The organism is Limosilactobacillus galli (assembly GCF_947381495.1).
Classification (GTDB): Bacteria; Bacillota; Bacilli; order Lactobacillales; family Lactobacillaceae; genus Limosilactobacillus; species Limosilactobacillus galli.
This window is the reverse complement of the sequence record NZ_CANCWK010000043.1, coordinates 1-14,816: the sequence shown is the minus strand read 5'-3', so window position 1 is coordinate 14,816 and position 14,816 is coordinate 1. Positions and strand designations below refer to the sequence as shown.

Genomic DNA, 14,816 nt, shown 5'->3' with positions numbered 1-14,816 from the left:
CAAATTGTGGTTCAAGCACTCATCAGAAGGGTGTTTGCTCACAAGCCACGTCCTTTAGGGCGTGGTGGTTGACTATTGGCAAGAAGACACAGCCTTTTATGGGGAAAAAGCGAAGTCCTGTAAGTTAGGTCTTCAGAATACTGATACAACAGCCTAAATACTACTACTTCGCGTTCCCAGAAGCGCGGTCATTTATGGCCGAGTAGTTCAATTAATATTGGTCCAGGTCAACCGTCACCAGTTGAATATTCCGGTCCGGATACTGAGCCCGCAGTTTTGCCAGGTCACTGACCGCTGGCGCCTTCTCAAAGTGACCAAGTTTATCATTAATCGTGATGGCTAGGCCGAGCTTAGCAAAGTCCATCGCCTCTTCCATCGTTTTCCCCTGGGTAAAGGCCTCGGGAAGGTCGGGGAAGTCCACCTGAATCTCGTCCTCCTTTGGCGTGAAGAAGGCCGGGTAACTCACCATTTCCATTTTTATTTCCTCCAAATACAAAAACCGGATCGTACTGTCACGGTCCGGTTCTTTATTAAATCTTACTTAGCAACAATGTTAACGATCTTGCTTGGTACGACAATGACCTTTTTGATGTCCTTGCCAGCCGTAAACTTCTGGACGTGCTCGTTAGCCAGGGCCAGCTTCTGGGCTTCTTTTCTGTCAGTGTCCTTGGCCATCTTGATCTTAGCCCGGACCTTGCCGTTAACTTGAACGATCATCTCAACCTCATTTTCAACCAGGGCCTTAGGGTCATACTTTGGCCATGGCTGGTAAGCGATCGTGTCGCTGATGCCAAACTGACTCCACAGCTCTTCAGCCACATGCGGCATGATTGGGGAGATCATCTTGACGAAGCCTTCCATGAATTCAACCGGCAGGTCTTCAGCCTTGTAGGCTTCATTGACGAAGACCATCAGTTGGGAGATGGCGGTGTTGAAGTGCATCCGCTCGTAGTCTTCCGTAACCTTCTTGACCGTCTGGTTGTAAACCTTGTCCAGCTTGCCGTCGTTGAAGTTGGAAACCCGGTCCCGCAGGTGGTTGTTGTCATCCATCAACAGACGCCATACCCGCTGAATCCACTTGTAGGAACCGTGCAGACCTTCTTCATCCCACGGTACAGACTCGGTCAAGGGTCCCATGAACATTTCGTAGAGTCGGAGCGTGTCGGCACCGTACTTTTCAACGATGTCATCTGGATTGACCACGTTCCCCTTGGACTTGGACATCTTTTCGTGGTTAGCCCCGAGGATCATCCCCTGGTTAACCAGCTTCATGAATGGTTCCTTGGTTGGAACGAGGCCCAGGTCATAGAGGACCTTGTGCCAGAACCGGGCGTAGAGCAGGTGTAGGACGGCGTGCTCGGCCCCACCAACGTAGAGGTCAACTGGTGACCAGTAGTCAAGGGCCTTCTTGGAGGCAAATTCCTTGTCGTTGTGCGGGTCAGTGTAACGGAGCCAGTACCATGAAGAACCAGCCCATTGCGGCATCGTGTTGGTTTCCCGCAGACCGTGCCGGCCTTGGTCATCGTAAACGTTGACCCAGTCCTTGACGTTGGCCAGTGGACTCTCACCCGTTCCGGATGGTTCAATGTTATCCGTGTCTGGCAGCTTCAGCGGCAGTTCATCTTCAGGAACCAGGGTCGTCCGGCCATCATCCCAGTGGATAACCGGAATTGGTTCACCCCAGTAACGTTGCCGACTGAAGATCCAGTCCCGCAGACGGTAGTTGACCTTCTTGTGTCCGGCATCGTGTTCTTCCAGCCAATCAATCATCTTGGCCTTAGCGTCAGCGATGTTCAGGCCGTCCAGGAAGCCAGAGTTGATGTGCTTGCCATCACCATCGAAGGCCCCCTCAGAAAGATCTGCCCCTTCAATGATTGGCTTGATTGGCAGGTCAAACTTCTTGGCAAAGTCGTAGTCCCGCTGGTCACCAGCTGGGACGGCCATTACGGCACCAGTACCGTATGAGGCCAGGACGTAATCACTGATCCAGATTGGCAGCTTTTCGCCATTAACCGGGTTGATGACGTAGGAACCGGTGAATACCCCAGTCTTGTCCTTGTTCAGGTCGGTCCGTTCCAGGTCAGAACGACGGGAAGTTTCTTCCTTATAAGCCTTGACTGCTTCAGCGTGTTCAGGAGTCGTCAGCTGGTCGACCAGGTCATTTTCTGGGGCCAGGACAACGTAGGCAGCACCGAAGAGGGTATCGGCCCGGGTCGTGAAGACTTCAATCTTGGTATCTTCATCACCGGCAACCGGGAAGAAGACGGAAGCACCTTCGGAACGACCGATCCAGTTCCGTTGCATTTCCTTAACGCTTTCTGGCCAGTCAACCAGGTCCAGGTCATCGATCAGCCGGTCCGCGTAGGCGGTGATCTTCAGAACCCACTGCTTCATTGGCTTCCGGTAAACCGGGTAGCCGCCCCGCTTGGTCTTACCGTCTTCGACCTCTTCGTTGGCCACGACAGTTCCGCCCATGAAGTCGGGAGCCCAGTTAACCATGATTTCACTCTCGTAAGCCAGGCCCTTCTTGTAGAGTTGTTCGAAGATCCATTGCGTCCACTTGTAATACTTTGGATCCGTCGTATTAACTTCCCGGTCCCAATCATAGGAGAAACCTAGTGATTGGATCTGGTTACGGAAGTGGTTGATGTTCTGGTTAGTAAAGCCTTTCGGGTTGTGACCAGTCTTCAAAGCATATTGCTCGGCCGGCAGACCAAAGGCATCCCAGCCCATTGGGTGCAGCACGTTGTAGCCCTGCATCCGCTTCATCCGGGACATCACATCGGTGGCCGTGTAACCCTCGGGATGACCAACGTGCAGTCCTTGGCCAGATGGGTATGGGAACATGTCCAGTGCGTAGTACTTCTTTTGATCTGGCTTCAGTTCGGCCTTGAAGGTCTTGTTTTTCTTCCAGAACTTCTGCCACTTTTCTTCAATCGTTTTGTGATCGTAAGCCATTTTCTTGCTCCTTTATCAAAAATCGCGTAGCAATATTCTTTTGATCGTAATAAAAAAGTCCCGTAGAAAGTCCTTCTACGAGACGAAAATTAATCCGCGGTACCACCCGTTTTCTATGGTCAAACCATAGCACTTGGCTCCTTAACGCGGAAAACGTCACCGCCTACTAGTTTCAGCAGCAATCACCTAGAGGAGTTCACTGGCAACGACCTCCTGCTCACAGCCCCGCAGGATCTCTGAAGATCGCTATTCCAGCTACTACTTCTATCACGATCAAAATATTTAACAATTATTCTAACAAGCCCGCCTGGCGATTGCAAGGCGCGCTGTGAATAATTAACCCAAAATCTTCTTTAATTCGTCAACCTTGTCCAGGTGTTCCCATGGCAGGTCAACATCAGTCCGGCCAAAGTGACCGTAAGCTGCTGTCTGCTTGTAGATTGGCCGCTTGAGGTCGAGCATCTTGATGATCCCGGCTGGCCGCAGATCAAAGACCTTGCGAACCGCTGCAATCAGTTCGTCATCGCTCTTGGTTCCCGTGCCGTAAGTATCGATGGCAATGGAAACCGGTTCAGCCACCCCAATAGCGTAGGCAACCTGGATTTCCAGCTTCTTGGCGTAACCAGCGGCAACCAGGTTCTTGGCGATGTAACGGGCAGCATAACTAGCAGAACGGTCAACCTTAGTGGCATCCTTACCGGAGAAGGCTCCACCACCATGGTGAGCAGCCCCACCGTAAGTATCAACGATGATCTTCCGTCCGGTCAGACCAGCATCACCCTGTGGGCCCCCGATGACGAAACGACCGGTTGGGTTGATGAAGTACTTGGTCTTGTCATCCAGGTACTTGGCAGGAATAACGGCCTTGATGACCTGTTCCTTGACGTCCTTCTTGATCTGGTCCAAGGAAACCTCTGGATCGTGTTGGGTACTCAGGACAACGGTGTCAACCCGCAATGGCTGGTCGTTCTCATCGTACTCAATCGTTACCTCGGCCTTGGCATCTGGCCGCAGGTATGGGATTGTCCCGTCCTTACGCAGGCGGGCAATCTTTTGCATCAGCTTGTGGCTCAGCATCAGTGAAAGCGGCATGTATTCCGGCGTCTCATCAGTTGCGTAGCCAAACATCAGTCCCTGGTCACCGGCACCGATCTTGTCCAGCGGATCGCCGTCCCCTTCACGGGTTTCCAGTGAGTCATCGACCCCCTGGGCAATGTCAGGCGACTGTTCGTCAATCGCCGTGATGACGGCACAGTTGTCGGCATCGAAGCCGTACTTACCATCGGTGTAGCCGATTTTGCGAATCGTATCCCGCACGATCTTTTGGATATTGACGTAGGCCTTGGTGGAGACTTCACCGAAGACCAGGACCAGGCCGGTCGTTACCGAGGTCTCGACGGCTACCCGGGCATCCGGGTCCTGTTCGAGCATGGCATCCAGGATGGCATCACTGATCTGATCAGCAATCTTGTCTGGGTGTCCTTCAGAGACTGATTCTGATGTAAATAAATGTTTTTCTGCCATTTTAATTTAATTCCCCCATATTCTAGTGAAACTTTTCAATAGTTTTATAGTTGCGGTTACAAGGCATCTTCACGGCAAGCGTGAATCCTATCGGGAATTTGCTTTATAACGAGACCAATCTTAGCATAAGAGCCGCTCAATAATCAATGATCAAGTTCTAACGGCGGGCATTGACCAAGCCGACCGCGGTCATAAACGAGTACATAATCGTTGGGCCCATGAACTTGAAACCATCCTTTTTAAATTGCTTGGCCATCGCCTTTGACTGGGCCGTCTGGGCGGGCAGGGCCTCCCCGGGAGCCAGGATTAGCCGCTGGGGCTGGTGGTCAACAAATTGCCAGACATAGTCATCGAGCGTCTGGCCGTTCTGGTGCATCCGCTGAACTACCCGAGCGTTATTGATGACCGCACAGATCTTGCGCCGGTTCCGGATAATTGACTTATCCTGGTAGAGCCGTTCGACGTCGTCTTCGAAAAAGGTGACCCGAAATGGCATTGCCAGCCATTCCGGGTCACCTACCTCTATTATATTAATACGAAACTTTGCTTAGTTGGTATTCTTTTTACGAACATCTTTTAACATCAAGGCCAGGATAAGCCCGATAATCTCAACAACCACCATCAGGGCAAAGACGAGGTGGTAGCCATGCAGGGCCGCTGTCAGCCGCTCACTGCCCCGGCCCAGGGCAGTCGCCGTTCCAACCGTCAAAATAATGGTTGAAACGGCTACCCCGGCCGAACCGAGAACCTGACGAACGGTGGTAATCACGGCCGTCCCGTGGGGAACCAGTTCATTTGGCAAAGCGTTAGCCCCCAGGGTTACCGCCGGCATCATGACAAAGGCGTTGCCACCCTCAATCAACATAGCACACAGGATCATCCCCAGCAGGCTGAGGTGACCAAGCACGAAGAAAGCCGCCAGCCAGCCACCGACGATCATCAGCATCCCCACAATCATCGTCGGCTTGAAGCCAATCCTATCTGCCAGCGTCCCGGTCAGCGGGTTCAGGATGCTCAAGAAGACTGCCCCGGGAACCAGGGACATTCCCGAAATAAAGGGACTGACGTGCAGGACCCCCTGGTAGTACAGGGGGAAGATAATCGTGGTGACGATCAGGGCAATGTACGAGATTGAGGTCAAGAAGATTGCCAGGTCGTAGTTGAAGGTCTTCAGCACCCGCAGTTCCAGCAATGGCTGCTTGAGGTGCAGCTGCCGGTAGCAAAAGGCTACGATGGCCACAACACTGACCAACAGGATAATGATGGTGGCCAACCAGTTGACGTTGCGTTTGCCAATGAGGTTAACCACGTACATAATCCCGATCAAGCCGATCGACAGGATCACCGAAAACCAGTCCAGGCTACTAGTGTGGCGGGCCATGACGTCACGAATAAGACCGGTCCCGGCCATCACGATAATTGCGGTGATCACCAGCATGAACAGAACGAACAGGCTCTTCCAATCAAAGAACTTCAGTACGATTCCGGAAACAATTGGACCACACGCGAGCGCTGAACCCATGACCAGGCCAGCCATGCCCATGACCGTGCCCCGCTTCGCTTTCGGCGTAATCTCCAGCAGAACCGACTGGTAGGACGGGAACAGGACTCCCACCGCAAAGGCCTCCATCGCTCGGCCGATCATCATGAACCAGAAGCCGCTGACGCCCCAACTGGCCGGGGTCAGAATGATCATCAGCGACCCAATATCGAACAAGGCCAGGGCCCCCATAAACATCGTCTTAAAGTTGAGGTTGTTCAGCATCCAGGGACTGATCGGCATACTGACACACATAACAAGCATGAACCCCGTCGTCAACCATTGCACGGTCGAGGCGGAGATCCCAAAAGCCCGCATCAAAGTTGGGTACGCCGTCGACAATGACGACTGGCTGATCGACATCGTAAACGTCCCCACTAACAAGGTAAAAATAAACCAAAAGCGACTATATGGACGGCCGTTTTGATCAATGCTCTTCTCCATTCCTTATCATCCTTCTTTAGAATAATTATTAACTATCCAACGAACATTATATATTTTGCTTTCGTGATTGTAAATGATATAATATTGGTAATTTATAATTGTTGTAAGAAAGGAGAGATGTTCATGGCAGAGGCTGAATTTGACCACGCCATTTCGGTTTTGCGTGCTAACAAGGTTCGGCTCACTCCCCAACGGAAACTGATCTTAGAGTACTTGATCAACCACCATACCCACCCGAGCGTGGAGATGATCTATGACGACCTCAAGGACAATGTTGACAACATCAGTATGGCAACCGTCTACAATACCCTGAAGCTATTTGTCGACTACAACCTGGTCATCGAGCTGAAGAACGGTGACGGCAGTACCCACTACGATTACTTTGGGCACCCCCACTATCACGTCGTCTGTGATAACTGTGGTAAAATTTCCGATGTCTTTGATGAACATTTTTCAGAAATTACGAAGGAACTGCAGGCGATGTCGCGGGAAAAGACCGGTTACCTGGTTACGGGCTGCCACATCGAGGTCCATGGGATCTGTCCCGACTGTCAGCGCAAACTGCACTTAAATAACCATTAAAACCAAATGGTCCAGCACCCCATCACAGGATGCTGGACCATTTTCATTTAATTATTTAGTTGATTTATATTTCGGCTGGCTCAGTGAAGCAACACTGAGGATGGCAAACCAGACCAGGGTCAGGATCAAGGCCTCCAGCGTCTGCCGTTCCAGGCACAATACTACCATCACGAAGGCCAAGAAGGCTAAGATCAGGTAGTCCGTCACCGGGGCGCCGGGCATCTTAAACGTCCGCTCATCCGGGTGAAGACGAATGTAGCGCAGGTGCGCCAGGATGATCGCTGCCCAAATAAAGAGAAAGCTGGTCGTGGCGATGCTGGAGATGAAGGTGAAGACCTCCCCCGGCATGACCAGGTTCAGGATCGCTGCCAACCCAATCACCAAAGATGAGATCACAACGGCCCGGGCTGGCACCGCCCGCTTGGATAGCCGACTAATCCGCCGAATGGCTGGCCGGTGGGCATTGCTCGTCAGCTCCGCCAGCATCCGTCCCGTCGTGTAAATTGAACTGTTGCAGGCTGAGGCCGCCGCCGTGATCACCACGAAGTTGACGATGCTGGCCGCCCCGCGCAGCCCGGCATCCCGGAAGACCAGGACAAAGGGACTGTTGTTCGGCGACAGGTGGTCCCACGGGTAGATGCACATGATCACTGCCAAGGCGCCAATGTAGAAGAGCAGGATTCGGATTGGGATCCCGTTAATCGCCCGGGGAATCACCTTCCGCGGGTTCTCGGCCTCCGCCGCGGTCACCCCGACCATCTCAATGCCAACAAAGGCGAAAACGACCATCTGGAAGGACCGGGCAAAGCCGCCCAGTCCTGTTGCAAAGAAGCCATGGTAGCGGACCAGGTTCATTGGCGAGGCCACGTAACCATCAGTCGTCTTGAACTGAAGGATCATCATCAAGATCCCCACTACGACTAGGATGACAATCGCCAGGATCTTGATCAGGGCAAACCAGAACTCAATCTCACCAAACACGTTCACGGTGATCAGGTTCAAACACAGAAAGATGACCAGCGTGATCAATCCGGGAATCCACTGAGGAACATGGGGCAGCCAGATCTGGATGTACAGCCCCACCGCCGTGATCTCGGCCATGGCCAATGCCAGCCAACAGGCCCAGTAGGCCCAACCAGCGACAAAGCTGACCCGCGGCCCTAGGTAGTCCCGGATGGCTTCCATGAACGACCGGTAGTGCAGGTTCGACAACAGGAGTTCCCCCAGCGCCCGCATAATGCCAAAACAGATGATTCCGGTGATCAGGTAGGCCAGCAGGATCGCTGGTCCGGCCTCCCGGATGGCTTTTCCCGAACCCAGGAACAGGCCAGTCCCGATCGTCCCCCCGAGGGCCATCAGCTCGATGTGCCGGCTTTTGAGGCGCCGATTCATCTGCTGCTTCTTTTCCATTTTTAATTCACTCCTCAATATTAAAGTGGACCACTGACTACTAATTTGGTCCACCTTGAGATATAATAACGAACTATCGAAACTATATTGTATAACACTTTTTTCGGTTAGGAGTAATTTTCTTTGCGTGCTTATCTTCCCTTTATTGTCTACTTTTGTCTCATATTATTAATATTCTGGCATATCCGAAGCTGGCAGCGTTATTCTGGTTGGGGAGAACGGCTGACCATGATCACATTTCTGATTTATATGACCGCGGTGATGTGGCTGTGCCTGACCCCTGCCCACGTCAACATCCCCTCAGCCCAAAAGATCCTCTTCCACTTTCACGGCGTCCCCTACAACATCATCCCCTTTCAAGGATTCAGCATCGAATTTTTCCTGAACATTGTGATGACCTTTCCGCTGGGCGTCTACATCTTTCTCTTTAACTATCGGACCCCCTTTGAGCGAACCATCCTGTACGGCTTTTGCTTCAGTCTCTTCATCGAATCCAACCAATTTATTTGGGACTACCTTCTTAACCTCCAGCGCCTTGCCGATATCGACGACCTGATCACCAACACCTTGGGAACAATCATCGGTTTTTCCCTGATGCTGATCCTCTATCAAAATGGCTGGCGGAAATTTTTACAACGATTGATGCTCATTCGCCATTAGATTTGGTAAACTTAGTATTTGAGGTGATAAGAATGATTTCAAACGAACAACGGGCACATGATATTGCAATTGCCCTGATGAAAGACAATGACGGCAACCTGAAACCGATCGATGCCTATCACCAATATGTCAACTATCTCCTGCCGATTCTGCGGGAGATCAACAAAGACTTCCCTCACGGCATCAAAGAAAATCCCTGATTAAGTCTCCAGCAGCGCGACGACTATCCCGCTACTGGGCTTTTTCGTTAGAAAAGTTATTGTTTCACCTGTTCAATTGAACTATGATGATAATCGTACTTTACTAGGAAGGAGTTTTGGCCATGTTTACTGAACAAAAGCGGGGCTTTGACTGGTTCAGTCTGGTTGTCGGGATCCTGTTCATCCTGACCGGATTGGCATCATTCATGCACCCAGATAAGACTTTGCACTTTTTGACAATTCTAGTAGCGATTGCCTTCATTCTGCGGGGAATCTACGAACTGTGGTTCCGGCAGTTTGTTAACCGGGCCCTTAACGAGAGCTCAGGATGGATCATCTTTGCTGCTATTTTAGATATTATTTTAGGGATCATTGTCCTGGTCTACCCAGGTCTTGGTGCCCTCTACATTGCCATCCTGTTCGCCATCTGGTTCATCATCGATTCCATCATGGAAATCAAGGCGGCCGGGCTGTTTAAAGCCTTCCACCGTGGTTACGCCACCTGGCTGGTTATCCTTGGGGTTATCAGCATTATCTTAGGAATCATCCTTCTCTTCAGTCCGATGCTTTCTGCCATGACCATCGTCTGGCTGGTATCGACAATGCTGATGGTCTTCGGGATCATGCACGTGATTCAGGCATTCTAGCCAATGACAAAAGAGGGGATCGTCAATCGACGGTACCTTTTTAATTACAAAAAACGGGTTGCCCAGCAATTGGGCAACCCGTTTTGGGTATTTATGGATGTGGATTTGGAAATTAGTCGATATCAATCCGGCTATCGTTTTCGTCACTAGCCTGCATCTTTGGCAGATCAAGGGTCAGTACCCCGTTCTCGTAATGAGCCGAAACCTTAGAACGATCAACATCTGGGAGACGGTATTGACGGCTCATCTGGCCGTAACGCCGTTCACTGTGCAGGATGTTGCCCTTCTTGTCACTCTCATCGGAGAAGGTGTCCCGGTGACCAGTGACCGACAAGATGTTGTTAGCATAATTGATGTGGATATCCTTCTTGTCAAAGCCTGGCATATCAATCTTAACTTGGTAAGCCTTGTCGTCTTCAGCGACATCAGTCTTCATGTGATCGGCTGCTGGTGTTAAGTCAGAGAAGAAATCATCATTCATCCAATCACGCATGTTCATCAAGTTATCGAATAAGTTACCACGACGTTGAATTTCATTAGCCATAATTGATTCTTCCTTTCTGATTACCTTGATCTTGATTACACTTACTATCTTAATCGCACCAATGAAAAATACAATAGCAAATTAGCACTTATTGTCTTTGAGTGCTAATTTTTGCTTGACTAATATTGACTAAGAGCTGGATCACTACTCTGCCAAGCACTTAGCAAGTTGCCTTTTTAGATATCCACAGCCCAAATTTTTCAATTATTTAGTTACATATGAAGATTTAATCATATAATGCCATTAAAAAAGGTCGCCTCGACTTGAGAGACGACCTTAAAATTATCCAGTTTGGTTATTTTAGTACCAACCGTGTGATTGCCAGAAGGCTTGAGCGGCGGACCAGGAACCGTAACGGCTGGCAACGTATTGATCAGCGACCCGTTCCTGGTTGGCAGCGGAGAAGTCGCCATTCAGGTAATATTCAGATAATTGGTACTTACCAACGTATTGACCGTTCCGCGCGGTGTAACTGCCGCCAGATTCACGACCGGCGATCCAGGCCTTAGCGGCGGCATCGTTACCGGCAACGCTGGAAGTGTAGCCAGTGTTAGTTGCAGCAGCGTTTGCATATTGCGTGGTTGCGCTAACTGTTTGTTGAGCAGGTGCTTGACTAGCCTGAGACTGACTAGCTCGGCTGTTCTGGCTAACCGGTGCCTGGCTGGCCGTGTTTTGGCTAGTGGCACTTAGCAGGGTGGCTGCCTGTTGAGCAGTTGCAGGAGCAACTTCCCCATCATCCTTGATCACTAACTTCTGACCAACGTAGATGACGTTCTTGTCAGCAATCTGGTTGTTGGAAGCCAGAGTGTCAACGAATGTTAAATCATGGCCTAATTTGTAAGAAATTCCAGAAAGGGTGTCACCTGCCTGCACCGTGTAAATGGAGTCGGCGTTGGCAGTGGTTGCAGTAGCAACGGTTCCCAGTGCAACGGCACCGGCAATGGCTGCTGTAATCTTGGCGGCTTTCTTAGATAACTTCATTAAAAATCAATCCATCCTTTGTACTTTAGTATTGTGACCAGCAGGGCTGATCGCTTTGATGGTTAATACTATACACGATTGTCGTTACAGACGGGTTACTGGGAGTTATCATTTTCCGTCATATCTGTAAAGCCACTGTAATATAACGTTTTACCATGGCTTCTTAATATTAATCGAATCAAGGATGATCTTCTGCCGCTGCCGATTTTCCTTCCGGTGCAGGCGCCGGGTCTGGTAACCGGCCACCATCGCTTCCTGTTCCGGTGTCTCTGGAACCACCTTGTCGTATTCGATTTGCTTGTTCGGGTCCTGGATCACATAGGTCATGAAGCAGGTAAAACCGAGGAAGCGCTCGCCGGTCATCAGGTGTTCACCAATCACCTTGACGAATACCTCCAGCGACCGCCGCCCAACGCCCGTGACGTAGGCCTCCATACACATGGAATCCTGGAGCTTGAAGGGCCGCAGAAACTGGACATGGTCCATTGCCGCCGTGACAACGACCGAGCGGGTCACCCGCATGGCCGCTACTGAGGCTTCCCCATCAACCAGCTTCAGGATCTGCCCGCCAAAAACCGTACCGTGTTCATTCAGGTCTGCATTAAAAACCCGGTGGAGTGAAACCGCCAGAGTATTGTTACATTTAATTTCCATAATTTAACCCCTTACATTGTGATGATACTAATATTTTAGCACACTTTTGCCGAACGATAATTCACCACCATTGAGAAATTATTCTAATATTTTTTAATTTTATTTTCATTTTTCTCTAAAAATAAACTATAATAGGTGACAAGGTATAGATGAAAGGATTGATGGTACAGATGACGGAAAACAGTCAAAAGATTCAAACCAATGCCCTCTATGTCAACCTTGACCGGGGCGTTGCGACACTTAACCTTAGTGAAGCCTACTATAATGATATCTACTCATTGATCAACAGTGACGAACTGCTCGATATCGTTAAACTTTACTTGGGTTCACGCAATCCAGACTATGACGACGACGCATTTGACAATGCTACCCCTGAAGAATACGTCGAAGTTCTCAAGAAGATCTTAATTAACAACGGCAGTGCCTACGACAACTATGACCCTAAGGAAATCCTGGCAAGCATTGAAGCACTCTACTCATTCTACCGTTCCTTACTGCGGGTCTCGGTTATTAACTACAGCAACAGCAAGATCGCCGGCAATGAGTTTAAGATGATTGACACCCACCTGAACGAACTGGTTCGGAAGCTCTACCGGGTAATCGAAGAGAAACTGCAAGGATTCACCAACCGGACCTACCGGCAGGTCAACGCGGCCACGAACGCCTCCATGCTGGTCCAACAACATGACTGGCCAATTCCAGAAGGCTACGAAGAACTCCGTGACATTGACTTTATCAACACGGTCATGCTTCGTCCACCAATGATGATGCACACCAAGAGTAACAAACGTGAAGGGGTCTTCTCCGCGGTTGAAGAAAACCCAATCAAACGTTTCCACGGTCAAAAGGGTCACTGGTACTGCTACCCAGCTAAGATCGGTGAGAGTCTTGCCTACATCTACTTCAACGTTGACTACCTGGTTAACGGGATTGCCCTCTCTAATCTGTTTGAACTGGCATCCCCAGAAGATGTCGAAGGTCAAAAGCCTGACCTGATTCTCCTCTTCGGTTTAGAAAAGACTGAAGGCATGGTTTCTCACTACTACCTTGATAAGAAGAACCAGATCTGGGTCGGTGAAGTACCATACACGGACAAGACCACTTACTTCGGTTACATGAAGAAGATGTGTCTGACCTTGCACAACCTGCACCAAATTAACAATGGCCGGCTGCCAATTCACGGTTCTATGTTGAAGATCCGCTTCACCAATGGTAAGGAAAAGAACGTGGTCTTCTTCGGTGACTCCGGTGCCGGGAAGTCTGAATCAATCGAAGCTCTGCAAGAAATCGCCGATGACAAGATCGTCGACATGGAAACGATCTTCGATGACATGGGAAGCTTTACCATCGGGGACGACGGCAAGCTCTACGCCCAAGGGACCGAAACGGGGGCCTTTGTCCGGCTCGATGACCTGTCCAGTGCGGTTGCCTTCAACAACATGGACCGTGGTGTCTACCTCAATCCTGAACGGCAAAACGCCCGGGTTATCATCCCAGCTGACACTTACGAGCACGTTGTCGAACACCACCCGGTTGATATGTGGCTCTACGCTAACAACTACAGTGACGAGGTCGGAATTCACCGCTTCGACACTGAAGACGACGCTAAGAAGGTCTTCATCGCCGGTAAGCGGAAGGCCCTCGGGACTACCGATGAAGTCGGCATGAGCTCCACCTTCTTCGCTAACCCATTCGGCCCTGTTCAAGAGCAAGAAAAGACCCAGCCAATCATTGACAAGGTCTTCAATAACCTCTTCAACGCCGGCGTTTACGTTGGTGAAATCTACACTCACCTGGGCAACGACAAGTCCAAGGACGCCCTTAAGGAATCCGCCCAAGAACTGCTCGATGTTCTGATGAACAACTAGTATTTAAAATAGAAGATCCCTGGATCACCGAAATGATGGTCCAGGGATCTTTTATTTCTACCAGTGATCACGTTTGAATTGCTCGCGACCACCCACCTCTTCCATTGCAAACCGCGCCGGATTCTTCTTATAGAATTGCTGATGGTAATCCTCCGCCGAGTAGAAGGGCTGGGCATCCTCAATCTGGGTAACAATTGGTCGGTCGAACAGGCCACTTTCGGCCAGCCGTTGCTTAGAACGCTCAGCAATCTGTCGCCGTTCATCGTCCTTAACGAAAATTACCGGCCGGCAGTTATCACCGCGGTCCTGAAACTGCCCCATCGCATCTATCGGGTCCGTCTGGTGCCAATAAATCTCTACTAGGTCGGCATAGGATACCACAGTGGGATCAAAGGTGATCCGGACCGCCTCCGTGTGGCCAGTGGTTCCTGTTTTTACCTGTTCATAGGTGGGGTTGGCAACGTGCCCGCCGGTGTAGCCGGACTCCACCTTTTCTATTCCCGGGTAGGTATCAAATGGCTTGACCATGCACCAAAAACAACCACTCACCCTTTCTTTATAAACCTCGCTGAGTTGTTACGATTATATAGCCCCAAAACAAGACGGTCAATATTATTGATTAAGTATACCCCCTTATTACCATAAGGCAGATTGTAAAATTTAAGTTGAACATTTAAGTGGACAGAAAAACCCATCAAGGTCTTTAATGGTGTTACCACACAATCCTTTAGAAAGAAGGTCCTTGATGAGCACTTATCATTCCAGAACCGTGTTGTCATTGAAACGCTTCATAATGAAGGACGT

At 50.2% G+C, this 14,816-nt stretch carries 15 protein-coding genes, 1 riboswitch and 1 other annotated feature; of the genes, 5 read left to right on the top strand and 10 right to left on the bottom strand.

From position 1 onward, the window contains the following. Positions 1–211: 211 nt before the first annotated feature. The 5 genes from QOS10_RS07835 to QOS10_RS07815 form a co-directional block, all read right to left on the bottom strand. The gene (locus QOS10_RS07835; protein ID WP_283594897.1) at positions 212–475 is read right to left on the bottom strand and encodes a type II toxin-antitoxin system HicB family antitoxin; all 264 of its coding nucleotides are present in this window, start codon (positions 473–475) and stop codon (positions 212–214) included. 62 nt (positions 476–537) lie between these two features. After that, positions 538–2,958 carry a leucine--tRNA ligase gene (leuS, locus tag QOS10_RS07830; RefSeq protein WP_283594896.1) on the bottom strand — a complete coding sequence of 807 codons (2,421 nt, stop codon included), beginning with the start codon at positions 2,956–2,958 and terminating at the stop codon, positions 538–540. 75 nt (positions 2,959–3,033) lie between these two features. After that, positions 3,034–3,241 (bottom strand) — a binding site (T-box leader). 53 nt (positions 3,242–3,294) lie between these two features. Further along, positions 3,295–4,482 carry a methionine adenosyltransferase gene (gene metK / locus QOS10_RS07825; RefSeq protein ID WP_283594895.1) on the bottom strand — a complete coding sequence of 396 codons (1,188 nt, stop codon included), beginning with the start codon at positions 4,480–4,482 and terminating at the stop codon, positions 3,295–3,297. After that, a riboswitch (SMK box riboswitch) is annotated at positions 4,480–4,596 on the bottom strand. It overlaps the preceding gene by 3 nt. 43 nt (positions 4,597–4,639) lie before the next feature. Continuing rightward, the gene (locus QOS10_RS07820; protein WP_283594894.1) at positions 4,640–4,978 is read right to left on the bottom strand and encodes a DNA-3-methyladenine glycosylase I; all 339 of its coding nucleotides are present in this window, start codon (positions 4,976–4,978) and stop codon (positions 4,640–4,642) included. Between the two features lie 51 nt (positions 4,979–5,029). Beyond that, on the bottom strand, positions 5,030–6,466 hold the full coding sequence (locus QOS10_RS07815; RefSeq protein ID WP_283594893.1) for an MFS transporter: 1,437 nt from the start codon (positions 6,464–6,466) through the stop codon (positions 5,030–5,032). Between the two features lie 123 nt (positions 6,467–6,589). Between QOS10_RS07815 and QOS10_RS07810 the strand changes: the two genes are divergently transcribed. Then, positions 6,590–7,048 carry a Fur family transcriptional regulator gene (locus QOS10_RS07810; RefSeq protein ID WP_283594892.1) on the top strand — a complete coding sequence of 153 codons (459 nt, stop codon included), beginning with the start codon at positions 6,590–6,592 and terminating at the stop codon, positions 7,046–7,048. A gap of 51 nt (positions 7,049–7,099) precedes the next feature. On the opposite strand, the gene QOS10_RS07805 is transcribed toward QOS10_RS07810, so the two are convergent. Beyond that, positions 7,100–8,458, bottom strand: coding sequence for an amino acid permease (locus QOS10_RS07805; RefSeq protein WP_283594891.1), 1,359 nt, complete (start codon positions 8,456–8,458; stop codon positions 7,100–7,102). Positions 8,459–8,686: 228 nt separating this feature from the next. Between QOS10_RS07805 and QOS10_RS07800 the strand changes: the two genes are divergently transcribed. From QOS10_RS07800 to QOS10_RS07790, 3 genes are all read left to right on the top strand, one after another. After that, a complete protein-coding gene (locus QOS10_RS07800) occupies positions 8,687–9,118 on the top strand; it encodes a VanZ family protein (RefSeq protein WP_283594890.1) in 432 nt (143 codons plus the stop codon). Positions 9,119–9,150: 32 nt separating this feature from the next. Further along, positions 9,151–9,318: a hypothetical protein gene (locus tag QOS10_RS07795; RefSeq protein ID WP_283594889.1), complete on the top strand. Its 168-nt coding sequence runs from the start codon at positions 9,151–9,153 to the stop codon at positions 9,316–9,318. Positions 9,319–9,440: 122 nt separating this feature from the next. Then, the gene (locus QOS10_RS07790) at positions 9,441–9,965 is read left to right on the top strand and encodes an HdeD family acid-resistance protein (RefSeq protein WP_283594888.1); all 525 of its coding nucleotides are present in this window, start codon (positions 9,441–9,443) and stop codon (positions 9,963–9,965) included. Between the two features lie 112 nt (positions 9,966–10,077). Here QOS10_RS07790 and QOS10_RS07785 read toward each other — a convergent pair whose 3' ends face one another. The 3 genes from QOS10_RS07785 to QOS10_RS07775 all read right to left on the bottom strand — a co-directional run bounded on the left by QOS10_RS07785 (position 10,078) and on the right by QOS10_RS07775 (position 12,147). Continuing rightward, positions 10,078–10,509, bottom strand: a complete 432-nt coding sequence (locus QOS10_RS07785) for an Hsp20/alpha crystallin family protein (RefSeq protein ID WP_283594887.1) — start codon at positions 10,507–10,509, stop codon at positions 10,078–10,080. 300 nt (positions 10,510–10,809) lie between these two features. Continuing rightward, the gene (gene apf / locus QOS10_RS07780) at positions 10,810–11,490 is read right to left on the bottom strand and encodes an aggregation-promoting factor (protein ID WP_283594886.1); all 681 of its coding nucleotides are present in this window, start codon (positions 11,488–11,490) and stop codon (positions 10,810–10,812) included. A 150-nt stretch (positions 11,491–11,640) separates the two neighbouring features. Continuing rightward, a complete protein-coding gene (locus QOS10_RS07775; protein WP_283594899.1) occupies positions 11,641–12,147 on the bottom strand; it encodes an acyl-CoA thioesterase in 507 nt (168 codons plus the stop codon). 167 nt (positions 12,148–12,314) lie between these two features. On the opposite strand from QOS10_RS07775, the gene QOS10_RS07770 reads away from it, so the two are divergent. Next, a complete protein-coding gene (locus tag QOS10_RS07770) occupies positions 12,315–14,012 on the top strand; it encodes a phosphoenolpyruvate carboxykinase (ATP) (protein ID WP_283594885.1) in 1,698 nt (565 codons plus the stop codon). Between the two features lie 57 nt (positions 14,013–14,069). Here the strand turns inward: QOS10_RS07770 and msrA are convergent, their stop codons facing one another. After that, positions 14,070–14,561, bottom strand: a complete 492-nt coding sequence (gene msrA / locus QOS10_RS07765) for a peptide-methionine (S)-S-oxide reductase MsrA (RefSeq protein ID WP_283594884.1) — start codon at positions 14,559–14,561, stop codon at positions 14,070–14,072. Positions 14,562–14,816 lie beyond the last annotated feature (255 nt).